Raw genomic sequence first — 23,971 nt, 5'->3', positions numbered from 1 at the left:
ATCCCTGATGGCCGCTTTTCGAATCAGACACTCGAACTCGCAGGGTTCGCTCTTGTTCTGACGACCAAGAATATCGACGAAAGGTCCAGCGACTGAAACCGAGAAATCCTGATTTTCATCAGGCAATTCCGAACGCTCAATTCAGACTATGCCGAAGCGCATATCGAATCAGATCGGCGTTGTTGTCGATGTCGAGCTTGTTCATCAGGTTCATCTTGTGCGTGCTGACGGTCTTGGCGCTCAGGAACAGCCGGTCGGCGATGTCGCCCAGCCGGTGGCCTGCCACGATCAGCGCCAGCACCTCGCGCTCGCGCCGGGTCAGGCTCATGTGGGGCGGGCGGGCGTCGTTCAGGACGATGCTCTGCGCCAGCGTGGACTCGATGTAGCGCCCGCCACTGGCGACGGTGCGCAGGGCGGTCATCACCGTGGCGATGTCGGCGCCCTTGGTCAGGTAGCCGCGCACGCCCGCCTCCAGCACCCGCTGCACGACCAGCGGATCGCTGTTCATCGACAGCACCAGGATGGGCAGATCGGGCCGCAGGCGCAGCACGCGGGTGATCAGCGGCACACCGCTGTCGCCGGGCATGTTGAGGTCGAGCAGCAGCAGCCCGACCTCCGCGGAGGGCACCTGCGCCAGCACCTCGGCGGCGCTGGCGGCCTGCCCGACGACACGCACGTCGGGCTGCAGGGCAAAGAGTTCGGCCAGACCGGCGCGCATGATCGCGTGGTCGTCTGCCATCAGCAGTTGAATCATCGAGTGACCTCCCTGGTCGGTTTTGATGTCGATTTTCTATGAGTGTCGCCAGGGCATGTGCAGCGCCACGACCGCGCCCTGCCCCGGTTGACTGGCAATGTCGAGCTGCGCGCCCAGGCGCAGCGCGCGCTCACGCATGCCGAACAGGCCGAAATGGCCCTTGTTGCGCGCCTGCTCGGGGTCGAAGCCGCAGCCGTCATCCTGCACACGCAGGTGCAGTGCCTCGGTGGCGGACTCCAGGCGGATGTCCACCTGTCGCGCGCTGGCGTGGCGGGTGATGTTGCCCAGCGACTCCTGCACGACGCGGAACAGGTCGTTGGTGGCGTCCTCGTCCAGCGCCTGCACGCGGTCCTGCGGCCCCAGGACAGTCAGGGTGCAAGGAATTTCGGCCCGCACGCGGAACTCGTCGGCCAGCCACTCCAGCGCGGGCACCAGGCCCAGGTCCAGCGCCGGCGGGCGCAGGTGCATGCTGAAGTTGCGCGTCATGTCCAGGCTGTCCTCGACCAGCTCGCCCAGCTTGACCAGGCCGGTCGACAGCCCTTCGGCCAGATCGCCCTGCGAGGCGCAGCGCTGCACCAGCAACTCCAGCTGCAGCTTGATCGAACTCAGCAGCTGGCCCAGTCCGTCGTGCAGGTTGCCGGCGATGCGCTTGCGCTCGCGGTCGATCTCGTGCTCGCGCTGGGCGGACAGCTCGCGCAGCTGATCGCGCAGCATCAGCAGGCGGGCCTCGGAATTCTTGTGCTGCGTGATGTCCTGCAGCGTGCCGCGCACCCGCAGCACGCGACCGTGGCGGTCGGTTTCGGTCTCGGTTCTGCACACCAGCCAGCACATCTGGCCGTTCGGGCACCAGTAGCGAAACACCACCTGGCCGTCCTGCGCTTCACGCAGGACGCTGCGCCGGAAGGCCCGCACCGACTCCAGATCGCGCGCGTCGATGTGGGCCATGAGCTGAGCCATGCCGACCACCGGGTGGCTGCCTGGTTCACGGCCGATCAGGCGCAGCAGCTGCGCCGAGCACACCATGCGGCCATCACCCGCCACGTCGGACTCGAAGCTGCCCAGCTGCGCGATGCTCTGCGCCGCCAGCAGGCTGGCTTCGGAGCGGTGCAAGGCCCGCAGCGCAGACTCGCGCGCCTGCTCGGTCTCCAGCCAGCCGGTCAGGTCCTGCGTCAGCACCAGGCGTGCATCACAGCCCTGGTAGCGCAGCGGCCGAGAGCTGATGTGGACGTGCAGCAGACTGCCGTCCTTGCGCTGGTGCTGCCAGATGCCGGCGCGGTGCGGGATGTTCGCCCCCGCGCGCCCGATGTAGCGATGCAGGCGCACGACCTCCGGAGGCGGACGAATGTCGTCCAGCGACATCGCCAGCCATTCGGCATGGCTCCAGCCGTACTGCTCGATGGCAGCGTCATTGACATCCAGGAAACGCAGGCTGGACACCTCCACGACGTACATCGGTTGGGGATGTGCCCGAAACAGCAGGCCCAGCGCCGAGTCCTCGGAGCAGGGGGGAATGATCATGAAGACCCAGGCAGAAATGCAGAGCCTTCTAGCGTACAGCCCCGCACACCACCTCGTGCAGACACCCCCGTGAACTTGAACCGCCCGCGCCTCAGGAAAAACTGAGCCGCGCGGCAGCACGCGTCAGGTCAGGCCGGTGCAGCGAACAGGCGCCGCGCGTACAACCCCAGGCCGGTGGCCACGCTGGCCAGGCGCTCGCCGTAGACGGCTTGCGCAGCGGGGAAGGCGGCAGCCACGCTGTCGGTCAACAGCTTCAGGCCGGTGGAGCCGCCGGTGAAGTAGAGCGCGTCGATCTGCCCGGGCGCCAGACCGGCGCGGCGGGCGGTCTCGATGGCGGCGGCGGTGATGCGGCCGACGTCGTCCTGCAGCGCGGCCGAAGCCTGGCCGTCATCGAGCCGGGTGGCCAGGCCACGCTCGACCAGGCGCAGGTCGATGGTGCATTCGCCGCCGGCGGCCACGGCGATCTTGGCGCGCTCGGCACGGGTCAGCAGGTCGTGGCCGAGGTGGTCGGTCAGCACCTTCAGCAGCCGCGCGTGCAGGCTGAGGTCGGCAAAGTTGACACGCATGGCGCGTGCCTCGGCCAGCCGCTGCGGGCGGTAGAGGCTGTTGATCAGATGCCAGGTCGCCAGGTCGAAGTAGATGCCGCTGGGCACCTCGCGCGGCGGGTTGCCGTCGACGCTCGGGCCGAAGGCGCCGTAGCCGAGCGCGGGCAGGATGCTGGCCAACTCGACACGGCGGTCGAAGTCGGTGCCGGCGATGTGGATGCCGTGGTGGGCGAGCACATCATCGCGCCGGTCCAGCCGCTGGCGCAGCGCCGGGCCGACGCGCACGAGCGAGAAGTCCGACGTGCCGCCGCCGATGTCGCACACCAGCACGTGCTGCTCGGTGTCGGTGGTGGCCTCGTAGTGGAGTGCGGCGGCCAGCGGCTCGAACTGGAAGCCGACCTCGTCGAAGCCGACCGAGCGCGCGGCCGCTTCCAGCGCAGCTTGCGCCTGGGCGTCGCGCACCGGATCGTCATCGACGAAGTAGACCGGCCGGCCGAGCACGACGCGGCTGAACTCGCGGCCGGCGTGGGCCTCGGCACTGCGCTTCAGGCGCAGCAGGTAGCCGCTGATGACATCGGCAAAGCTGACCGAGCGGCCGGCGCCGATGTCGGTGTGCTGCTCCATCAGGCTGGAGCCGAGCACGCTTTTCATCGAGCGCATCAGCCGGCCTTCGGTGGCCTCCATGTAGGCGGCCATCGCGGCACGGCCAAACAGCTTGGGCAGGTTCTGCAGGTCCGGGCCTTCAGCCAGGTAGAACACCGCCGTGGGCATGGTGGGCTGGCCGTCTTCGAGCGGCACCAGCGTCATGCCCTCGGGCACCGCCGCATCGGGCACGGCGATGGCCGAATTGGAGGTGCCGAAGTCGATGGCGCAGAAGTCTTCTTCGGTCACGGTAAGGGCTCGCTCAATATTTCAAAGGGCGCGCATGATACGGGCCATGCCTGTCTTCACCCCCGTCCGGGCCCACCCGCAGGAGCTGCCGATGAACTTCGCCTACACCATCGTCTATGTGGCCGACCCGGCTGCCTCGCTCGATTTCTACGAGCGCGCCTTCGGCCTGCAGCGCCGCTTCGTCTCGCCCGACGGCGGCTATGGCGAGCTGGAGACCGGTGCGACCACGCTGTCCTTCGCGCGCCACGACGTGGCCCGCGGCAGCCTGGGCGGCGACTACGCGGCGGCGGACGCCTCGGCGCTGCCGCTGGGCGTGGAGGTCGGCCTGGCCTGCCCGGACGTCGGCGCGGCCTACGCGCAAGCCCTGTCGGCCGGCGCCACCGGCCTGAAGCCGCCGACCATCAAGCCCTGGGGCCAGACGGTGGCGTATGTGCGCTGCCCGGACGGCAGCCTGGTCGAGCTCTGCACTCCGATGGGCTGAACAGAGGGCTGCGGGTTCAGCCCAGCGCCGGCGCCTTGAGGTGCCAGTCGGTCGCCTGCTGCAGCGCGTGGCCGGCGTGCAGCAGCGCGCCTTCCTGCCAGTAGTTGCCGATCAGTTGCAAGCCCACCGGCATGCCCGAGTCGCCAAAGCCGGCCGGCACGCTGATGCCAGGCAGCCCCGCCAGCGAAGCCGGCAGTGTGAAGATGTCGGCCAGGTACTCGGCCACCGGGTCATGCTGGCTGCCGATCGGGCGGGCCACGGTCGGCGCCACCGGGCCGGCGATCAGGTCGCAGTCCTGGAAGGCGGCCTGGAAATCGTCGGCAATCATGCGGCGCAGCTTCTGCGCCTGCAGGTAGTAGGCGTCGTAGTAGCCGTGGCTCAGCACGTAGGCGCCGATCATGATGCGGCGCTTGACCTCGGCACCGAACCCCTCCGCCCGGCTCTTGCGGTACATGTCGTTCAAGTCTTTGTACTGCGCGGCGCGGTGGCCGTAGCGCACGCCGTCGAAGCGGCTCAGGTTGGAGCTGGCCTCGGCCGGGGCGATGATGTAGTACACCGGAATCGACAGCTCGGTGCGCGGCAGGCTGACCTCGACCAGCGTGGCGCCGAGCTTTTCCAGCTCGGCCAGGGCCGCACGCGTGGCGGCCAGCACGTCGGCCGTCACGCCGTCGCCGAAAAACTCCTTCGGCAGGCCGATGCGCAGACCTTTCAGCGGTTGCTCAGCCGTGGCGCCCGCGCGCAGGCCGGTGGTTGCGGCCACGAAATCGGGCACGGGCTGCTGGGCGCTGGTGGCGTCGCGCTCGTCGAAGCCGCTCATGGCCTGCAGCAGGTGGGCGCAGTCGAGCGCGCTGCGCGCCATCGGCCCGGCCTGGTCGAGGCTGGAGGCGAAGGCGATCATGCCGTAGCGCGAGCAGCGGCCGTAGGTCGGCTTGATGCCGGTGATGCCGGTCAGCGCCGCCGGCTGGCGCACCGAGCCGCCGGTGTCGGTGCCGGTGGCCGCCGGAATCAGCCGTGCCGCCACGGCGGCAGCGCTGCCGCCCGACGAGCCGCCGGTGATGCGCGTGGTGTCCCAGGGGTTGCGGGCCGGGAAGTAGGCCGAGTTCTCGTTGGCGCCGCCCATGGCGAACTCGTCGCAGTTGAGCTTGCCCAGCGTGACCGCGCCCGCGTCGGCCAGGCGGCTGACCACGGTGGCATCGAACGGGCTGCGGTAGTTCTCCAGCATCTTCGAGCCGGCGGTGCTGGGAAAGTCGCGCGTGACGAAGATGTCCTTGTGCGCGATCGGCACGCCCAGCAGCGCGCCGCTGCGGCCGGCTGCGCGGGCAGCGTCGGCGGCGGCGGCCTGCGCCAGCGCGACGTCTTCATTGACGTTCAGGAAAGCGCCCAGCGTGCCGTGCACGGCAATGCGATCGAGCTGATGGCGGGTGAGTTCGACGCTGGAGACTTCGCGGGCGTCCAGCAGGCGGGCCAGTTCGGCCACGCCCAGGGTGTGCAGTGCTGTCATCTTGGTGGTCGTCCTGGTCACTCGATCACGCGCGGCACCAGGAACAGCCCGGCGTCGACGGCCGGGGCGCTCTGCTGGTTGGCTTCGCGGTTGTTGGTTTCGGTGACGGCGTCCTCGCGCAGGCGCAGCGTCACGTCCTGCACCGCCGACAGCGGCGTGTAGAGCGCGCCACGCCGCTGGTGTCGACTGCGCGCATGCGCTCGACGATGCCGAAGAATCCGTTGAGCTGGCCCAGCAGATCGTGCTGTTCGGCCTCGCTCAGTTCCAGCCGCGCCAGATTGGCGATGCGGCTCACGTCCTGGGGGGTGAGTGCCATGATGAAAGGGGACAAGTCGCCATGTGAACCCGAGCGGCAGGCGCTGCGGGTGTTGCGGGGGTCTGAGGCCCCGATTGGACCGCCGCCTGAGCGGTCGGCAAGGGGTGAACAGCCGTGGCCTCAAGGGCCGTAAGGTATTATCACTTGCTGTTCGCGCCGGCCAGGCAGGCGCGTTTTGCATGCACTCCGCGTCGCGGAGACCCCCCATTATTTCTCCGCCGGCGTGCCCGAGCCGTCCTGCACGCCGCGTGGATGACCCATGAGCTCGCCCATGCTGTACGGATCGTTGCGCCGCTATTTCTCCACCGATCTCGCGATCGACCTTGGGACCGCCAACACCCTGATTTACGTGCGAGGCACGGGCATCGTGCTCAACGAGCCTTCAGTGGTCTCGATCCGCCATGAAGGCGGCCCGCACGGCAAGAAGACCATTCAGGCCGTCGGCGCTGAAGCCAAGGCCATGCTGGGCAAGGTGCCCGGCAACATCGAAGCCATCCGCCCGATGAAGGACGGCGTGATCGCCGACTTCACCGTCACCGAGCAGATGCTCAAGCAGTTCATCAAGATGGTGCATCCGCGCTCGCTGCTGCGTCCCAGCCCGCGCATCATCATCTGCGTGCCCTGCGGCTCGACCCAGGTCGAGCGCCGCGCGATCCGCGAGTCGGCCCTCGGCGCCGGTGCCAGCGAGGTCTACCTGATCGAGGAACCCATGGCCGCAGCCATCGGCGCCGGCATGCCGGTGTCGGAAGCTTCCGGCTCGATGGTGGTCGACATCGGCGGCGGCACGACCGAAGTCGGCGTGATCTCGCTCGGCGGCATGGTCTACAAGGGATCGGTCCGCGTCGGCGGCGACAAGTTCGACGAGGCCATCATCAACTACATCCGCCGCAACTACGGCATGTTGATCGGCGAGCCCACGGCCGAAGCCATCAAGAAGGAAATCGGCAGCGCCTTCCCGGGCTCCGAGGTCAAGGAGATGGAAGTCAAGGGCCGCAACCTGTCTGAGGGCGTGCCGCGCGCGTTCACGGTCTCGTCCAACGAGATCCTGGAGGCGCTGACCGACCCGCTCAACCAGATCGTCTCCAGCGTCAAGAAGGCGCTCGAACAGACCCCGCCCGAACTGGGTGCCGACATCGCCGAGCGCGGCATGATGCTGACCGGCGGCGGCGCGCTGCTGCGCGACCTCGACCGCCTGCTGGCCGAGGAAACCGGCCTGCCAGTGCTGATCGCCGAAGACCCGCTGACCTGCGTGGTGCGCGGTTGCGGCATGGCCCTGGAGCGCATGGAGCGCCTGGGTTCGATCTTCACGTCCGAATAAGCGCCAGCCTTTCACGTTGGCGCGTGCTGCAGGGTGCGCGCTGACGGACCGGGCTGTTGAACGACATGCCGCTGGGCACCCTCGACCGCACACCGCCGCCTTTCTTCCGCCAGGGCCCTTCGGCCCTGACGCGGCTGTTCTTTTTCGCCTCGCTGGCGGTCTTCACGATGGCCGCCGACACCCGGCTGGGCCTGACCGGGCCGGTGCGCACCGTGGCCGCCGTGGTGCTGCACCCGATCGAGCGGGCCTGGCTGGCGCCGGTCGATGGCTTTGCGGCGCTGCGCGATTACACAGGCGGCATCGGCCGCGCCCGTCAGGTGGCCGAGGTGGCGCAGGTGCAGCTGACGCGCCAGTCCGAGCGCTCACTGCAGTACGAGCAACTGCTGCTGGAGAACAGCAAGCTGCGCGCGCTGCTGGCCCTGCGGGACCGCCTGCAGGTGCGATCCAGCGCCGCCGAGGTGCTCTACGCCGCCGCCGATCCGTACAGCCGCAAGGTCGTGATCGACCGCGGCAGCCACCAGGGCGTCGAGCGCGGCGCACCGGTCATCAACGAAGAAGGCGTGCTGGGCCAGGTGACGCGGGTCTACCCGCTCACGGCCGAAGTCACGCTGCTGACCGACCGCGAGGCGGCGCTGCCAGTGCTCAACAACCGCACCCAGCAGCGCAGCGTGGCGTTTGGCGACCCGTCCAGCGGCGGCATGGAATTACGCTTCATGGCCGCCAACGCCGACATGCGCCCCAATGATCTGCTGCAGACCTCGGGGCTGGACGGCGTCTACCCCGCCGGTCTGCCGGTGGCACGCATCGGACGGCTGGAGCGCCGCACGCAGTCGGACTTCGCCCGCATCGAACTCAGCCCGGTGGCCAAGGTCGATGGCGTGCGCCACGTGCTGGTGCTCACGCCCATCGCCCAACAGATGCCGGCGCCGCCGGAGGCCGCGCCCGGACGCGCCGGCACGGCCGCGTCCGGCGCGTCCGGGCGCCCCCTGACCGGAGGCCGTCGCTGATGCTGCCGCGCTCGTCCGACCAACTGCTGCTGCCGGCCAACCCGTGGTTCATCTGGAGCACGCTGCTGATGGCGCTGGTGCTCAACATGATCCCGCTGGGGCGCGAGAGCGCCATGCCCGATCTGCTGATGATGGCGCTGGTGTTCTGGAACGTGCACCAGCCGCGCCGCGTCGGCCTGGGCGCGGCCTTCGTGCTCGGCCTGCTGATGGACGTGCACGACGGCGCCATCCTCGGCCAGCACGCGCTGGCCTACACGCTGGTGAGCTATCTGGCCATCAGCCTGCAGCGGCGGCTGCTGTGGTTCACGCTGGGGGCGCAGGCGCTGCACGTGCTGCCGCTGTTCTTCACGGCGCACGTGATCAGCCTGATCGTGCGGCTGATGGCCGGCGGCGAATTCCCGGGCTGGGCGTTGCTGGCCGCGCCGCTGATCGAGAGCGTGCTCTGGCCGCTGGTCAGCTGGACCCTGCTGGCGCCGCAGCGGCGTGCGCCCGACCCCGACAAGAACCGGCCGCTGTGAGCGCTGCCTGAGCCGCCATGACCGAGTTACGCAACGTCGAGCAGGAGCTGGACAGCTTCCGCGTCCGGCTGATCGCGGCGATGGGGTTCGTGGTGCTCTGCTTCAGCCTGCTGGTGGCGCGGCTGCTCTACCTGCAGGTCAGCGCGCACGAGGAGCTGGCGCTGCAGGCCGAGAACAACCGCATCGCCGTGGTGCCGATCGTGCCCAACCGCGGCCTGATCGTCGACCGCAACGGCGTGGTGCTGGCCGACAGCTATTCGGCCTACACGCTGGAGGTGACGCGCTCGCAGCTCGATGGCCCGGTCGACGCCGTCATCGACGAGCTCGCCGAAGTGATAGAGATCCAGCCACGCGACCGGCGCCGCTTCAAGCGCCTGAGCGAGGACTCCAAGAGCTTCGAGTCGATTCCCGTGCGCACCCGCCTGAGCGACGAGGAGGTCGCCCGCTTCACCGCCCAGCGCTTCCGCTTCCCCGGCGTCGAGATCAAGGCGCGGCTGTTCCGCAACTACCCCTACGGCGCGCTGGCCAGCCACGTGCTGGGCTACATCGGGCGCATCAACCGGGCCGAAAAGCTGGCGATGGAAGACTGGCCGGAGGAAGACTTCGCCAACTACCGCGGCACCGACGTGATCGGCAAGCTCGGCATCGAGCAGAAATACGAGCGCGAGCTGCACGGCATCACCGGCATCGACGAGATCGAGACCAGCGCCGGAGGCCGCCCGGTACGCCGCCTGCGCTCGGACGCCGCCACGCCGGGCAGCACGATCCAGCTGTCGCTCGACATCAAGCTGCAGGCCCTGGTCGAGCGGCTCTTCGGCGACCGGCGCGGCGCACTGGTGGCCATCGACCCGCGCAACGGCGAGGTGCTGGCCTTCGTCAGCAAGCCCAGCTTCGACCCGAACCTGTTCATCGACGGCATCGACCAGGACAGCTGGAAAGAGCTCAACGAGTCGATCGACAAACCCATGCTCAACCGCGCGCTGCGCGGCACCTACCCGCCCGGCTCGACCTTCAAACCCTTCATGGCGATGGCCGCGCTCACCACCGGCAAGCGCGCAGCCAGCACCGTCATCAACGACAACGGCGCCTTCATGTTCGGCAACCACCGCTTCCGCAGCCACGGCGACACCGCGTTGGGCGCGGTGGACATGAACCGCTCCATCGTGCAGTCGAGCAACGTCTACTACTACTCGCTGGCCAACGAGATGGGCGTGGACCTGATCCACGACCAGCTCGACCCCTTCGGCTTCGGCCGCCGCACCGGCATCGACCTGGAGGGCGAGTCGACCGGCGACCTGCCCTCGACCGACTGGAAACGCAAGAAGTACAAGCGCCCCGAGCAGCAGCGCTGGTACGCGGGCGAGACCATCTCGCTGGGCATCGGCCAGGGCTACAACAACTTCACCATGACGCAGCTGGCCAGCGCGATGGCCACGCTGGTGTCGGGCGGCCAACGCTTCGAGCCGAGGCTGGTGCGCCAGATCGAGAACGTGCTCACGCATGAAAAGCGGCGCCCGCCCGGCGAGATGCTGGCGCCGCTGGCCCTCCAGCCCGAGCATGTGGCCGTGATCCGCAAGGCCCTGTACGGCGTGACGCAGGAAGGCACCTCGACCCGCGTGTTCATGGGCGCGGGCTACCAGAGTGGCGGCAAGACCGGCACCGCACAGGCCAAGAGCGTGGGCCAGAACGAGAAGTACAACGCCGCCCGGCTGAGCGAGTACCAGCGCGACCACTCGCTCTACACCGCGTTTGCGCCACTGGACGAGCCGCGCGTGGCGCTGGCCGTGATCGTCGAGAACGCCGGCTTCGGCGCCGAAGCCGCCGCGCCCATCGCCCGCCGCGTGCTCGACTACCTGCTGCAGGGCCTCTACCCCAGCGAGGACGACATCGCGCTGGTGCAGAAAGGCCAGGTCGGCGCCCCGATCGGCACGCCGCGACTGGCGGCCGACATCGCGCTGCCGGCGCTGCAGAGCGCTGGCATGGCCACCCCACCCGCCGCCAGCGAGGCGCAGGCGGCAGCCTCTGCCGCATCGGCAAACCCAGCCGCAGCCCGATCTGCATCCGTCCGGGCTTCCGCCGCCGCGCCGGTGGCCAGCAACGCCACGGCGCGCCCGCGCACCCCGCCATGAGATCAAGTTTCGAGCAACCCACCCGCTGGCAGCAGTTGCGGCCGATGTTTCGCGGCTTCGACCTCGGGCTGGTGGCCGCCATCGTGCTGCTGGCCGGCTGCGGTCTGCTGGCGATGTATTCGGCCGGCTACGACCACGGCACCCGCTTCGTCGACCACGCCCGCAACATGATGCTGGCCGGCATCATCCTGTTCCTGGTGGCGCAGGTGCCGCAGCAGCGGCTGATGGCGCTGGCCGTGCCGCTCTACAGCTTCGGCGTGCTGCTGCTGGTGGCCACCGCGCTGTTCGGCATCACCAAGAAAGGCGCGACGCGCTGGCTCAACGTGGGCATGGTGATCCAGCCGAGCGAGATCCTCAAGATCGCCGTGCCGCTGATGCTGGCGTGGTGGTTCCAGCGCCGCGAGGGCCGGGCCCAGCCGCGCCACTTCGCCGCCGCCGCAGGCATCCTGCTGCTGCCGGTGGCGCTGATTGCCAAGCAGCCCGACCTGGGCACCGCCATCCTGGTGTTCTCGGCCGGCTTCTACGTGATCTTCTTCGCCGGACTGTCCTGGAAGCTGATCCTGCCCGTGGCCGTGCTCGGCGCGCTGGGCGTGCTGGCGCTGGTGCTGGCGGGCCCGGGCCTGTGCGAGCCGGGCATCGACTGGGTCGTCCTGCACGACTACCAGAAGAACCGCGTCTGCACCCTGCTCGACCCGACCAAGGACCCGCTGGGCAAGGGCTTCCACATCATCCAGGGCATGATCGCCATCGGCTCGGGCGGCGTCTGGGGCAAGGGCTTCATGCAGGGCACGCAGACGCACCTGGAGTTCATCCCAGAGCGGACCACCGACTTCATCTTCGCCGCCTTCTCCGAGGAATTCGGCCTGCTGGGTTGCCTGGTGCTGGTGGCGAGCTTCGTCTTCCTGATCGTGCGCGGACTGGCGATCTCGTTCAGCGCGCCGACCACGTTCTCGCGCCTGCTGGCGGGCGCCATCACGCTGAGCTTCTTCACCTACGCCATCGTCAACATGGGCATGGTCAGCGGCATCCTGCCGGTGGTGGGCGTTCCGCTGCCGTTCGTCAGCTACGGCGGCACGGCCATGGTGACGCTGGGCCTGTCGCTGGGCATCCTGATGTCGATTGCCCGGGCGCGCGGGCTGATGCAGAGCTGAGGCTCAGGCTTCGACGAAGACCTCAGCCTCGGACGCCGGCATCGGCGCCTGCGGCAGGCGCAGCGTGAAGCGCGCTCCGGGGCCTTCGCCGGGCGCCACCTGGCCGGGCGAGCGGGCATCGTCGAGCGTGACCGCCGTGCCATGCTGGTGCGCAATCTCGGCCACGATCGCCAGCCCCAGTCCGGAGCCGTCGACCGGCGTGCCCAGGGCGCGATAGAAGGGCTGGAACACCAGCTCTCGCTCGGCCGCCGGAATGCCGGGGCCGGAATCCTCCACCTGCAGCACCACCACCTGCCCGAACGGGTCGGGCAGCAGCCGCAGCGTGACCGTGCCGCCGCGCGGGGTGTATTGCAGCGCGTTGTCGACCAGGTTGGCCACCAGTTCGCGCAGCAGCAGCGCGTGGCCGAGCACGCGGGTGCCGGTCCCGGCGCCGTCCGGGCCTTCGTAGCCGAGGTCGATGCCGTGGTCGAGCGCCTTGGGCACGAAGTCCCGCACCACGTCGATGGCCAGCGGCTGCAGGTCGACCGGGTCGTGCCCGCGCCCGCCCACCTGCGCATCGGTGCGCGCCATCGACAGCAGCTGGTTGACCATGTGCGCGGCGCGCTGCGAGGCGTGCGCCATCTGCTCCAGCGACGACTGCAGCTGGCGCGGGTCGCCCTGGCCGCGCGCCACCTCGCGCGCGGCCAGTTCGGCCTGCATGCGCAGACCGGCCAGCGGCGTCTTGAGCTGGTGGGCGGCGTCGGCCAGGAAGCGCTTCTGCGTGCTCATCGAGGTCTGCTGGCGCTCCAGCAGGTCGTTGATGGCCTGCACCAGCGGCGAGACCTCCTCGGGCACCTCATGCACGTCGATGGGCGACAGGTCGTCGGACTGACGGTCACGGATGCGCCGCTGCAGCGCGTGCAGCGGCGCCAGCCCGCGCGCCAGCGCCAGCCACACCAGCAGTACCGCCACCGGCAGGATCACGAACTGCGGCAGGATCACGCCCTTGATGATTTCGGTCGCCAGCCGCGAGCGCTTGGTCAGCGTCTCGGCCACCTGCACCAGCGCCGGCCGCTCGAACCCGCTCACCAGCACCCACAGGTAGGCCACGCGCACGCTGTCGCCCTGCACTTCGTCGTCGCGCATGCGCAACTCGCCCGGCGGGGTGCCGTCGCCGTCGCGCGGCAGCGGCAGGTCGCGGTCGCCGCTCAGGAACTCGCCGCCCGGTCCCAGCACCTGGTAATAGACGGTGTCGACCTCGTCGGTGCGCAGCAGACGGGCGGTTTCGCGCGGCAGATCGAAACGGAACCCGCGCGGCCCGCCCGGCTCGACCCGCTGCGACAGCGTGCGCACGGTCTCGATCAGGGCACGGTCATACGGCTTGCTGGCAATGCCCTGCGCGGCCAGCCAGGTGAGCGCCAGGCTCATCGGCCAGATCAGCAGCAGCGGCGCGAGCATCCAGTCGAGGATCTCGCCAAACAGCGAGCGCTGCTCGCGCTTGGGCGCCAGCAGCGGATCGGTGTCCGCCCTGGGCTTGACCTTGACGACGCGGGAGAGCAGGCGCACGGGGCGGCCGAGCCAGAGGTTCCCGGCGTTCAGCCCGGGATTTTTTCCAGGCAATAACCCAGCCCGCGCACCGTGGCGATGCGGATCGGGCCTTGCTCGATCTTCTTGCGCAGCCGGTGCACATAGACCTCGATCGCGTTGTTGCTGACCTCTTCGCCCCACTCGCACAGGCGCTCGACCAGCTGGTCCTTGCTGACCAGGCGGCCGGCGCGCTGCAGCAGCACCTCCAGCAGGCTGAGCTCGCGCGCGGACAGGTCGATCATCTGGTCATTGATGTAGGCGACGCGGCCGGTGGCGTCGAAACTCAGCGGGCCATGGCGGATGATCGCGCTGGCTGAACCGAGCCCGCGCCGCGTCAGCGCCCGCACCCGCGCCTCCAGCTCCTGCAGCGAAAACGGCTTGGCCATGTAGTCGTCGGCGCCCAGGTCAAGGCCTTTGACGCGCTGCTCGACCGAATCGGCCGCCGTCAGGATCAGCACCGGCACCGACGAGCCGCGCGAGCGCATCTTCTTGAGCACCTCCAGGCCGTGCATCTTGGGCAGGCCCAGGTCGAGGATCAGCAGATCGAACTCATGGGCGGCGAGCGCCGCGTCGGCCTCGGAGCCACTGCCGACCTGGTCCACCGCATAGCCCGCCGTGCGCAGGCTGCGCAGCAAACCATCGGCCAGAACCTGGTCATCTTCGGCAATCAGGATGCGCATTGGGGGGTGTCTCCTCAGTCTTGTTCGAGACCCGTCTGTCGGCCGACGGGATGAAGCCATTGTAGGAAGCGTGCGCAAGCTGACCATCCGCACTGACCTTGAGATAAGACTGGCGCTGAAGCAGCCCCGCAATTCGCGTCTGGGACACTGTGCGCCCCGCCGCTGCCGACCTGCCCATGCAACAAATCCTCGCCATCACCGGCCCGATCTATCTGCTGATCGCGCTCGGCTACCTGGCCGTGCGCGGCGGCCTGTTCAGCAAGCCCGACATGCGGGTGCTGGGCAAGTTCGTCATCAGCTTCTGCCTGCCGGCGCTGGTGTTCAACGCCTTGTCGCAGCGCAGCCTGGGCGAGATCGTGCATGGCGACTTCCTGCTCGCCTATGCGCTGGGCTCACTGGCCTTGTTGCTGGGCGGCACCTTCTACGCCCGCCGGCTGCGCGGCAAGCCGATGGCGCTGAGCGCGCTGCAGGGCCTGGGCATGGCGGCACCGAACAGCGGCTTCATCGGCTTCCCGGTGCTGCTGCAGTTGATCGGCCCGCCGGCCGCCGTCGCGCTGGCGCTGTGCATGCTGGTCGAGAACCTGCTGATCCTGCCGCTGGCACTGGTGCTGGCCGACAGCAGCGAGCGCCGCAACCTGGCCTGGCACCAGGCACTGCTGCAGTCGCTGCGCGGGCTGCTCAGGAACCCGCTCATCATCGCCATCCTGGCCGGCTTCGCCTGCGCGCTGTTCGGCCTCACGCTGCCCACCACGCTGGCGCGCGCGGTGCAACTGGTGGCGAGCGCATCGAGCCCGCTGGCGCTGTTCGTCATCGGCGGTGCGCTGGTCGGGCTGCAGGTGGGCGGCATGCTGCGCGACGTCAGCGAAGTCGTGATCGGCAAGCTCGTGCTGCACCCGCTGGCCGTGCTGGGCGTCGTGATGCTGCTGCCGCCCATGGACCCGCTGCTGCGCACTGCAGCACTGGTGATGCCCGCCATGCCGATGCTGAGCATCTACCCCGTAATGGCGCAGAAGTACCAGCACGAAGGCTTCTGCGCCGCCGTGCTGCTGGCCGCCACGGTGACGTCTTTCTTCACCCTCAGCGCCCTGCTCTGGTGGCTGGGCAGCGTGCCCGGCGTGGCGCACTGAGCGTGCACTGGGCCCCGCCAGGCTGCGCAGGCAGAATCTGCACAACACCCTGATAAACCACTGTACAAACATCCAGCTTTAGAGATAATGGCACGCAAACCGACGGAGAACACCCCCATGGAAGCCAATCCCAAATCAGCCCTCAGCAGCGAAAAAGCCAAGGCCTTGCAGGCGGCGCTGTCACAGATCGAGAAGCAGTTCGGCAAAGGCTCGATCATGCGACTGGGCGAGGGCGAGGTGGTGGCTGACATCCAGGTCGTCTCCACCGGCTCGCTGGGCCTGGACATCGCGCTCGGCGTCGGCGGCCTGCCGCGCGGCCGGGTGGTCGAGATCTACGGCCCGGAATCCTCGGGCAAGACCACGCTGACGCTGCAGGTCATTGCCGAGATGCAGAAGATCGGCGGCACCTGCGCCTTCATCGACGCCGAGCACGCGCTGGATGCTCAATACGCGCAAAAGTTGGGCGTCAACCTGCAGGAAATGCTGATCAGCCAGCCCGACACCGGCGAGCAGGCCCTTGAGATCGTCGACGCGCTGGTGCGCTCCGGCTCGGTCGACCTGGTCGTCATCGACTCGGTCGCCGCGCTCACGCCCAAGGCCGAACTCGAAGGCGAGATGGGCGACTCCCTGCCCGGCCTGCAGGCCCGCCTGATGAGCCAGGCGCTGCGCAAGCTGACTGCCACGATCAAGAAGACCAACTGCATGGTCATCTTCATCAACCAGATCCGCATGAAGATCGGCGTCATGTTCGGCTCGCCCGAGACCACCACCGGCGGCAACGCACTGAAGTTCTACGCCTCGGTGCGCCTCGACATCCGTCGCATCGGCAGCATCAAGAAGGGCGAGGAGGTCATCGGCTCCGAGACCAAGGTCAAGGTCGTTAAGAACAAGGTGGCGCCGCCCTTCAAGACCGCCGAGTTCGACATCCTCTACGGTGAAGGCATCAGCCGCGAAGGCGAAATCGTCGATCTGGGCGTAGCCGCCAAGATCGTCGACAAGGCCGGCGCCTGGTACGCCTACAACGGCGAGAAGATCGGTCAGGGCAAGGACAACTGCCGCGAGTTCCTGCGCGAGAACCCCGCGCTGGCGCACGAGATCGAGAACAAGATCCGCACCTCGCTGGGCATCAGCCTGCTGCCGGCGCTCACCAGTGGCGAGCCAGGCTAACCAGCTCTCGCTCAAGGGCCGGGCCCTCAAGTACCTAGCCGCGCGGGAGCACTCCCGCGCCGAGTTGCAGCGCAAACTGCTGCCCCACGCCGAAGAGGCCGAAGTCGTCGAGCGACTGCTGGATGAACTGGAGCAGCGCGGACTCCTGAGCGCAGCGCGCTTCGTCGAGTCCGTCGTGCACCGCCGCGCCAGCCGCTTCGGCGCGGCGCGCATCAAGCAGGAACTCAGCAGCAAGGGCGTCGCCGCCGACGTCATGCAAGACAGCCTGGCCCAGTTGCAAACGACTGAACTGGACCGCGCCCGCGAGGTCTGGCGCCGCCGCTTCGGCGAAGCGCCCGCTGACGCCCGTGAACAAGCGCGACACATGCGTTTCCTGATGGCGCGCGGTTTCTCCGCCGAGGTCGCCCGCCGCATCCTGCGCGAAGCAGCGACTCCGGATTGAGCACTGCTGCAAGCGTTTTCCGCCCTGGCGGCAGCGGTTACTACGCAGCGTCATGCGGCAGTGCAGCATGATAAAGTTCTCGCGTTTTTGATTTCTCCGGTGCGTCTTCCGGCCCTGAATCAGGGCCCAGAGGCAGCGTTCTGCCCTCCCAACCTCCCGCCTCCCCATGAAAATCCACGAATACCAAGGCAAGGAAATCCTGCGCCAGTTTGATGTGCCGGTGCCGCGCGGCCATGCTGCGTTCACGGTGCAGGAGGCGGTGGAAGCCGCGCAGAAGCTGGGCGGACCCGTGTGGGTCGTCAAGGCGCAGATCCACGCTGGTGGGCGCGGCAAGGGCGGCGGCGTCAAGCTCGCACGCTCGATGGACGATGTGCGCAAGCTCGCCGAGGACATTCTCGGCATGCAGTTGGTCACCCATCAGACCGGCCCCGAAGGCCAGAAGGTGCGCCGCCTCTACATCGAAGACGGCGCCGACATCCAGAAGGAATACTACGTCTCGCTCGTGACCGACCGCGCCTCGCAGAAGGTCGCCTTCATCGCGTCCTCCGAGGGTGGCATGGACATCGAGGAGGTCGCCCACTCGACGCCCGAGAAGATCGTCACCGAAGTGATCGACCCGCTCACCGGCCTGGGCGCCGAGCAGGCCAGGAAGATTGCTGACGCCATCGGCCTGCCGGCCGACTCGACCGCGCAAGCCGTCACGCTGTTCCAGAACCTCTACCGCTGCTACATGGAGACGGACGCCTCGCTGGTCGAGATCAACCCGCTCAACCGTGACTCCAAGGGCAACCTGATCGCGCTGGACGCGAAGTTCAACTTCGACCCCAACGCCCTCTTCCGCCACCCCGAGATCGTGGCCTATCGCGATCTGGACGAGGAAGATCCGGCTGAAGTCGAAGCGTCGAAGTTCGATCTGGCCTACATCAGCCTCGACGGCAACATCGGCTGCCTGGTCAACGGCGCGGGCCTGGCGATGGCGACGATGGACACCATCAAGCTGTTCGGCGGCGAGCCGGCCAACTTCCTCGACGTGGGCGGTGGCGCCACGGCCGAGAAGGTGACCGAGGCGTTCAAGATCATGCTGAAGAACCCGGACGTCAAGGGCATCCTGGTCAACATCTTCGGCGGCATCATGAAGTGCGACACCATCGCCGAAGGCGTGATCGTGGCGTGCAAGGCCGTGAACCTCAGCGTGCCGCTGGTGGTGCGCATGAAGGGCACCAACGAGGACCTGGGCAAGGAGATGCTCAGCCGTTCGGGCCTGCCCATCATCGCTGCCAACACCATGGCCGAAGCCGCGACGGCGATCGTCGCCGCCGTGAAGTAAGCCGAAGGAACAAGAACATGTCGATTCTCATCAACAAAGACACGCGGGTCATCACCCAGGGCATCACCGGCAAGACCGGCCAGTTCCACACGCTGGGCTGCCAGGCGTATGCCAACGGCAAGAACGCTTTTGTGGCGGGTGTGAACCCGAAGAAGGCGGGCGAGAAGTTCTCGGACATCCCGATCTACGCGACCGTCAAGGAAGCCGCGCAGGCGCAAGGCGCGACCGTCAGCGTGATCTACGTGCCGCCCGCGGGCGCGGCGGCTGCGATCTGGGAGGCGGTCGAAGCCGACCTGGACCTGGCGATCTGCATCACCGAAGGCATCCCGGTTCGGGACATGCTGATGGTGCGCAACAAGATGAAGGCCAAGGAAGCGGCCGGCGGCAAGAAGACGCTACTGCTCGGCCCGAACTGCCCGGGCCTGATCACGCCCGAGGAAATCAAGATCGGCATCATGCCCGGCCACATCCACCGCAAGGGGCGCATCGGCGTGGTCTCCCGTTCGGGCACGCTGACGTATGAAGCGGTGGCGCAGTTGACCGAGATCGGCCTGGGTCAATCGAGCGCCGTCGGCATCGGCGGTGACCCGATCAACGGCCTGAAGCACATCGACGTGATGCGCGCCTTCAACGACGATCCGGACACCGACGCGGTCATCATGATCGGCGAGATCGGCGGCCCGGATGAGGCTGAAGCCGCACTCTGGTGCAAGGCCAACATGAAGAAGCCGATCGTGGGCTTCATCGCCGGTGTGACGGCCCCGGCCGGCAAGCGCATGGGCCACGCCGGTGCGCTGATCTCGGGTGGCGCGGACACAGCGGACGCCAAGCTCGCGATCATGGAGGAGTGTGGCTTCACCATCACGCGCAACCCCTCCGAGATGGCTCGGCTGTTGAAGGCGATGCTCTAAGGAAAATCGGATGCAGGGGTGGCTTTTGCTGCTCCTGCAAAAGACAAAAAAGCCGCTCAGTGAGCGGCTTTTTGTTGTCTGGATTTATTAGGCTTGATCAATATTCAGCGCCACATCACGCAGTAAGCTCAATGGCATGAGCAAACTATTGATCCGCTGGCTGCTGCTGGCCGCCGCCCTGATGTTGATCGCCCACCTCTACAGCGGCCTGCAGGTGCGCAGTTTCAGCGCAGCGCTGGGCGCGGCGCTGGTGCTGGGTCTGCTCAACGCCATCGTGCGGCCGATTCTGGTGCTGTTGACCTTGCCGGTCACGCTGGTGACGCTGGGGCTGTTCCTGTTCGTCATCAACGCGGCCATGCTGTATGCCGCCGCCAGCTTGCTGCAAGGGCTGCATGTGGCGGGGTTCGGGGCGGCGCTGGTCGCCTCGCTGATCTACAGCGCCTGCGGGCTGGTGATCGACAAGGCGATCGATGGACTGTTCGGCCGCGACTGAGCCCGGCCTGCGCCGGTCTGCGCCGGGCTACGTTACCCGCCGTTGCGCTCTTCGGCCAGCCGCTGGCGGCGCAGGATTTCCACCGCTTTCAGGCGCGACTCGATGATGGTGGCGTCCACCGACTCGATCTGCCCGCTGCTGCGCGCCAGGCGCTGAGCGGCGCGCAGGCGGTCAGAAGCCCCGTTCAGATCGCCCTGCGCCCAACGCGCTTCGGCCTGGGCGCGCAAGGCGGGCAGCGGCTCGCCAAGGCGGTCGTGAAGCTGCGCCAGGGCGTCCCAGGCGCCGGCATCGCTGGTGTGCAAGGCGAGCCAGCTCTGCAAATCCTCGCCGCTGCGGCGCAACTGGGCCGCCGGGCCGCGTACCGCCAGCGCCACGCGGGCGGACAGCAGCAGGCTGGAGCGCGAGCCATCGGCCAGACCGGCGCCAGCGGGGCTGTCGAGCAGGGCCTGCGCCTCGGCGCCCCGGTCGCGCTCGATCAGGGATTCGAGTTGCGCGGCCATCACCACGCGCTGCACCGCCGGGTAGGGTGCGGCCAGCGTACGCAGCCGGATCAGGGCGCGGTCGGCGCTGGGCCAGTCCTTGAGGCGGATGGCGGCCACGGCGGCAGCGTAGTTCACGGTCATCGCCTGCGGGCCACTGGCGTCCTTGTGATCAGTCGCGCTGGCCAGGCGGCGCAGCGTTTCATCGCGGCCATCCATCAAGGCCCGGGCACGGCCTTGCAGCGCGGCATGCAGCCAGGCCGAGGCGGGGCCGCCGGATGCGGTGATGTCGGCCTGCACCGCCGCACCCGCCAGCCCGAGGCGCGAGCGCGCTTCGGCCATGCGCTCGGTGCTGAGCGGGTGCGAGCGCAGGTAGGGGTACTGGTTGCTGTCGGTCAGGCGCGAGGCCTGCTGCAGCCGGTCGAACATGCCGACCATGCCGACGCCGGCGTAGCCTGCGCCCTCCAACACACCGAAGCCGACGCGATCGGCCTCGCGCTCCATGTCGCGAGAGAAATTCAGCTGGCCCTGCTGGGCGGCAGCCTGGCCACCCAGCACCAGCGCCTGGGCGGCGTCTGGACTGCGCGAGGCGGCCATGATGCCCAGGATCAGCGTCGCGATGCCCAGCGCCGACTGCCGCCGCCCCACCGACAGCATGCGGGCGATGTGGCGCTGCGTGACGTGCGACATCTCGTGCGCCAGCACCGAGGCCAGCTCATCCCGGCTGCCCGTCATCGAGATCAGTCCCAGGTGCACACCGAAATAGCCGCCCGGCAGTGCAAAGGCGTTGACGCTGCGGTCGCGCACCAGAAACATCTCCCAGGCGAAGTGCTGGTTGAGGTCTTCCGACAGGTCGCCGCGCTGGCGCGAGGCCGCCAGCAGCGGCAGCCAGAGCGACTGCAGGTAGTCGCCCAGCAGCGGATCGTCGATCACGTCCGGATCGCGCCGCAGCTCTTGCATGATGCGGTCACCCAGCCGGCGCTCGGCGCCCACGGCCAGGTCATCGCTGGCCGCATCGCCCAAAGCCGGCAGGGCCTGGGACGAGGCACTTTGGGCACGTGCAACACCTTCCGGCGCAAGGCAGGCCAGCGCCATGGCCAGGGTCAGGGCGACCCAACGGGGCTGGAAACAGGACGACAGCGAGGGGGCAAGGCGCATGGGCAGACTCCGGGGAGCGGGTGACTCCGCCCCCTATGATGCCCGCCGGATGTCACTCACTTGTAAACCAAACCGCCATGACCGCTGCAGCCCCACCTTCGCCGCTGACCCACTTCGACGCCCAGGGCCAGGCTCACATGGTCGACGTGGCCGCCAAGGCCGAGACCCACCGCGTGGCGACCGCCTGCGGCCAGATCCGCATGCTGCCGGCGACGCTGGCGCTCATCACCCAGGGCACGGCGCGCAAGGGCGATGTGCTGGGCATCGCGCGCATTGCCGCCATCCAGGGCGCCAAGCGCACGGCCGAGCTGATTCCGCTCTGCCACCCGCTGCCGCTGACGCGCGTGGCGGTGGATTTCGAGGTGGATGAAGCCACGGCCACCGTGCACTGCCGCGCCACGGCCGAGACTTTCGGCCGCACCGGCGTCGAGATGGAAGCGCTCACCGCCGTGCAGGTCGGCCTGCTGACCATTTACGACATGTGCAAGGCCGCCGATCGCGGCATGGTGATGAGCGACATCCGCCTGCTGGAGAAGATCGGCGGCAAGTCAGGGCACTGGCAGGCCGAGGCCTGAGCGGACCCCCATCAGGGTCGAAGGGCGTCCGCTTCCAGGCGCGGGTCCGAGCGGCACTGAAACGGTCGATCCGGCTCGGGCAGGTTGGCGGCGCTGTCGCAGACGGCAAAGAACTCGGCCGACTGCGGGTTGTTGAACTCGCGCAGGCGGGCTGCCACGTGCCGGGCGCGCTCGGTGTCGCCCCGGCCGGCCAGCGCGCGGGCGTAGGCGGTCATCAACCGGGTATCGAGCAGGTGATGGAGCGGACGGCGGAAGGCAGCCCACTCCATTTCGGGCTGCGGCGCCATGGTCACCCGGGCGTAGTCGGCGTGGTGGCCGAACAGCACGCTGCGCTGGCCGACCTCGATGCGCTGCGCCAGCGGCGCAGGCGTGCCGATGGCCAGATCGGGCTCGAAGATCACGGCCACGGTGTAGTACTCGTACAGCGCCCAGGCGGACCCGGCCAGGCCCAGCACGGCCACCGCGCTGTAGAGCCGCGCCGTCAGACCGGGACTCATCACCACCAGCGGCTTGGCGGCAAGACGGGACGGCGGATCCGCCTCATGCCGCACCGCCAACCCGACCAGGCTGCCCGCCAGCAGCGCCGTGGGCAGCAGGAAATAGAGGTACCAAAGCGGATATTCCAGCAGGCTGTGCACCGCCACCAGCGCCAGCATGAAGCCGGCGGCCCGAGCCTGACGGGCGCGTGCATCATCCGGATGATTGAAGGCCCCGCGCGCCAGCCACAGGCTCAGGCCCAGCGCGGACAGCACACCCAGCGCCAGCGGCACGCCCGACTCCACCGCCAGTTGCAGCACCAGGTTGTGCGAGTGGTCGAAGAACGCCACCGGCCGGTCCGGAAACACCGACATCGACCAGTTGAAGTTGAACGCCCCCGGCCCGACGCCGAACCACGGGTTCGCGCTGATCATCGCCAGCGTGTTGCCCCAGATGCGCCCGCGCGAGCTGCTGGCGTCGCCATGCAGCGTCTTGCGCAACTGGTCGTCGCCATAAAACATGATGCCGGTGTGGTTGGCCCATTGCTCCAGCCCCCACCAGCCCAGCACATAGACCGGCAGGCTGGCCAGCATCAGCAGCCGCACGCGGCCAGGCAGGCGGCGGTCGACGGCACCCCACAGCGCCAGCATCAGCACGCCCACCGTACCGGTGCGCGAGGCCGTCGCCACCACCGTCAGCACCAGCGCCGCCAGCACGGCCGCCAGCACGCCCCAGTGCCAGCGGCGATGCACCGCCAGCCAGACGGCAGCGGCACACGACCACATCAACAGGGTCGAGAGTTGGTTGGGCTGGCGCATGTTGCCGATGGCGCGGCCCGGCGCCGTCGGGAAAGCGACTCGCACGCCGTCGGCCCAACTGGGCAAGAACACCTGCACCACCGACACGCCCACGCTCAGCACGCCCGCCAGCAACAGCGCCACCATCAGCGGCCGCCAGAAACTGGCGACATCGCCGCGCTGCGCCGCGCCACCCGCCGCCGTGGCCAGCGTCGCGGCCAACAACATCGACATCACCGGCACCCAGCGTTGACCCATGGGCGCAAAGCTCACGCCCTGCAACAGCGCCATCACCAGCAACACGGCCACCAGCAGCCGCAGCGCCGCCGGCTCGATCACACGGCCCGCGCCTGTCACGGCCGCATTCGGCATGCGCCGGGCCGGGCTGCCAACCCAAGCCCACAACCAGAAGCAACAGCCGGAAAAGGCCACGATCTGGTTCAGGAACGTCGAGGTGGGCGACACGCTGGGCGCCAGCAACAGCGGTACCGTGACGGCCAGCAAGGCAGGAAGGATCAATCCGACGGACAAGGGGTTCATGGCACGGGCTTCAAGGGCGGACGCCATCATAGTGGCTGGCCTCGGACCGACGGCATCGGTCGGCAAGTGACCAAAACCGTCACCTTGTTCATCGCTTCATGCA

Annotated in this window: 21 protein-coding genes and 1 pseudogene; 13 read left to right on the top strand and 9 right to left on the bottom strand. The window is 68.5% G+C overall.

What is annotated here, in order from left to right; genetic code table 11:
• Positions 1-136: 136 nt before the first annotated feature.
• From AC5IG3_RS01505 to AC5IG3_RS01495, 3 genes are all read right to left on the bottom strand, one after another.
• Positions 137-754, bottom strand: coding sequence for a response regulator (locus AC5IG3_RS01505; protein ID WP_491897048.1), 618 nt, complete (start codon positions 752-754; stop codon positions 137-139).
• Between the two features lie 36 nt (positions 755-790).
• The gene (locus tag AC5IG3_RS01500) at positions 791-2,272 is read right to left on the bottom strand and encodes a PAS domain-containing sensor histidine kinase (RefSeq protein WP_491897047.1); all 1,482 of its coding nucleotides are present in this window, start codon (positions 2,270-2,272) and stop codon (positions 791-793) included.
• A gap of 128 nt (positions 2,273-2,400) precedes the next feature.
• Positions 2,401-3,708, bottom strand: a complete 1,308-nt coding sequence (locus tag AC5IG3_RS01495) for an Hsp70 family protein (protein WP_491897046.1) — start codon at positions 3,706-3,708, stop codon at positions 2,401-2,403.
• A gap of 91 nt (positions 3,709-3,799) precedes the next feature.
• On the opposite strand from AC5IG3_RS01495, the gene AC5IG3_RS01490 reads away from it, so the two are divergent.
• Positions 3,800-4,189 carry a VOC family protein gene (locus tag AC5IG3_RS01490; RefSeq protein ID WP_491905026.1) on the top strand — a complete coding sequence of 130 codons (390 nt, stop codon included), beginning with the start codon at positions 3,800-3,802 and terminating at the stop codon, positions 4,187-4,189.
• A 16-nt stretch (positions 4,190-4,205) separates the two neighbouring features.
• Here AC5IG3_RS01490 and gatA read toward each other — a convergent pair whose 3' ends face one another.
• Positions 4,206-5,690 (bottom strand): Asp-tRNA(Asn)/Glu-tRNA(Gln) amidotransferase subunit GatA, encoded by a 1,485-nt coding sequence (gene gatA, locus AC5IG3_RS01485; protein ID WP_491897045.1) that lies wholly within the window; start codon positions 5,688-5,690, stop codon positions 4,206-4,208.
• Positions 5,691-5,707: 17 nt separating this feature from the next.
• Positions 5,708-6,006 (bottom strand): annotated as a pseudogene (gene gatC / locus AC5IG3_RS01480) (Asp-tRNA(Asn)/Glu-tRNA(Gln) amidotransferase subunit GatC).
• Between the two features lie 274 nt (positions 6,007-6,280).
• On the opposite strand from gatC, the gene AC5IG3_RS01475 reads away from it, so the two are divergent.
• From AC5IG3_RS01475 to rodA, 5 genes are all read left to right on the top strand, one after another.
• Positions 6,281-7,324, top strand: coding sequence for a rod shape-determining protein (locus AC5IG3_RS01475; protein ID WP_491905025.1), 1,044 nt, complete (start codon positions 6,281-6,283; stop codon positions 7,322-7,324).
• A 65-nt stretch (positions 7,325-7,389) separates the two neighbouring features.
• Positions 7,390-8,331, top strand: coding sequence for a rod shape-determining protein MreC (gene mreC, locus AC5IG3_RS01470; protein WP_491905024.1), 942 nt, complete (start codon positions 7,390-7,392; stop codon positions 8,329-8,331).
• Positions 8,331-8,849: a rod shape-determining protein MreD gene (gene mreD, locus AC5IG3_RS01465; RefSeq protein ID WP_491897044.1), complete on the top strand. Its 519-nt coding sequence runs from the start codon at positions 8,331-8,333 to the stop codon at positions 8,847-8,849. The genes mreC and mreD overlap by 1 nt, the downstream gene beginning before the upstream one ends.
• 17 nt (positions 8,850-8,866) lie before the next feature.
• Complete coding sequence (mrdA, locus tag AC5IG3_RS01460) at positions 8,867-10,978, top strand: penicillin-binding protein 2 (protein WP_491897043.1); 2,112 nt, start codon at positions 8,867-8,869, stop codon at positions 10,976-10,978.
• Complete coding sequence (gene rodA, locus AC5IG3_RS01455; RefSeq protein ID WP_491897042.1) at positions 10,975-12,129, top strand: rod shape-determining protein RodA; 1,155 nt, start codon at positions 10,975-10,977, stop codon at positions 12,127-12,129. The genes mrdA and rodA overlap by 4 nt, the downstream gene beginning before the upstream one ends.
• 3 nt (positions 12,130-12,132) lie before the next feature.
• Here the strand turns inward: rodA and AC5IG3_RS01450 are convergent, their stop codons facing one another.
• Together AC5IG3_RS01450 and AC5IG3_RS01445 are read right to left on the bottom strand one after the other, a co-directional pair.
• On the bottom strand, positions 12,133-13,566 hold the full coding sequence (locus tag AC5IG3_RS01450) for a sensor histidine kinase (RefSeq protein ID WP_491905023.1): 1,434 nt from the start codon (positions 13,564-13,566) through the stop codon (positions 12,133-12,135).
• 137 nt (positions 13,567-13,703) lie between these two features.
• Positions 13,704-14,375: a response regulator gene (locus AC5IG3_RS01445; protein WP_491897041.1), complete on the bottom strand. Its 672-nt coding sequence runs from the start codon at positions 14,373-14,375 to the stop codon at positions 13,704-13,706.
• Positions 14,376-14,551: 176 nt separating this feature from the next.
• Between AC5IG3_RS01445 and AC5IG3_RS01440 the strand changes: the two genes are divergently transcribed.
• The 6 genes from AC5IG3_RS01440 to AC5IG3_RS01415 all read left to right on the top strand — a co-directional run bounded on the left by AC5IG3_RS01440 (position 14,552) and on the right by AC5IG3_RS01415 (position 19,842).
• Positions 14,552-15,502 carry an AEC family transporter gene (locus AC5IG3_RS01440; protein WP_491897040.1) on the top strand — a complete coding sequence of 317 codons (951 nt, stop codon included), beginning with the start codon at positions 14,552-14,554 and terminating at the stop codon, positions 15,500-15,502.
• Between the two features lie 117 nt (positions 15,503-15,619).
• The gene (gene recA / locus AC5IG3_RS01435) at positions 15,620-16,669 is read left to right on the top strand and encodes a recombinase RecA (protein WP_491897039.1); all 1,050 of its coding nucleotides are present in this window, start codon (positions 15,620-15,622) and stop codon (positions 16,667-16,669) included.
• Positions 16,653-17,111 (top strand): recombination regulator RecX, encoded by a 459-nt coding sequence (gene recX, locus AC5IG3_RS01430; RefSeq protein ID WP_491897038.1) that lies wholly within the window; start codon positions 16,653-16,655, stop codon positions 17,109-17,111. Before recA ends, recX begins: the two co-directional genes overlap by 17 nt.
• A 166-nt stretch (positions 17,112-17,277) precedes the next feature.
• On the top strand, positions 17,278-18,438 hold the full coding sequence (gene sucC / locus AC5IG3_RS01425) for an ADP-forming succinate--CoA ligase subunit beta (protein ID WP_491897037.1): 1,161 nt from the start codon (positions 17,278-17,280) through the stop codon (positions 18,436-18,438).
• A 17-nt stretch (positions 18,439-18,455) separates the two neighbouring features.
• Complete coding sequence (gene sucD / locus AC5IG3_RS01420) at positions 18,456-19,349, top strand: succinate--CoA ligase subunit alpha (protein WP_491897036.1); 894 nt, start codon at positions 18,456-18,458, stop codon at positions 19,347-19,349.
• A gap of 136 nt (positions 19,350-19,485) precedes the next feature.
• A complete protein-coding gene (locus tag AC5IG3_RS01415) occupies positions 19,486-19,842 on the top strand; it encodes a phage holin family protein (protein WP_491897035.1) in 357 nt (118 codons plus the stop codon).
• A gap of 32 nt (positions 19,843-19,874) precedes the next feature.
• On the opposite strand, the gene AC5IG3_RS01410 is transcribed toward AC5IG3_RS01415, so the two are convergent.
• The gene (locus AC5IG3_RS01410; RefSeq protein ID WP_491897034.1) at positions 19,875-21,479 is read right to left on the bottom strand and encodes a M48 family metalloprotease; all 1,605 of its coding nucleotides are present in this window, start codon (positions 21,477-21,479) and stop codon (positions 19,875-19,877) included.
• A 77-nt stretch (positions 21,480-21,556) separates the two neighbouring features.
• On the opposite strand from AC5IG3_RS01410, the gene moaC reads away from it, so the two are divergent.
• The gene (gene moaC, locus AC5IG3_RS01405) at positions 21,557-22,054 is read left to right on the top strand and encodes a cyclic pyranopterin monophosphate synthase MoaC (RefSeq protein WP_491897033.1); all 498 of its coding nucleotides are present in this window, start codon (positions 21,557-21,559) and stop codon (positions 22,052-22,054) included.
• 11 nt (positions 22,055-22,065) lie between these two features.
• On the opposite strand, the gene AC5IG3_RS01400 is transcribed toward moaC, so the two are convergent.
• Complete coding sequence (locus AC5IG3_RS01400; RefSeq protein ID WP_491897032.1) at positions 22,066-23,868, bottom strand: PglL family O-oligosaccharyltransferase; 1,803 nt, start codon at positions 23,866-23,868, stop codon at positions 22,066-22,068.
• Between the last annotated feature and the right edge of the window lie 103 nt (positions 23,869-23,971).

It is taken from the genome of Leptothrix sp. (in: b-proteobacteria), assembly GCF_965250675.1.
Classification (GTDB): Bacteria; Pseudomonadota; Gammaproteobacteria; order Burkholderiales; family Burkholderiaceae_C; genus Sphaerotilus.
Note: the sequence above shows the minus strand (reverse complement) of the source record. Positions and strands in the feature narration are given on the sequence as shown.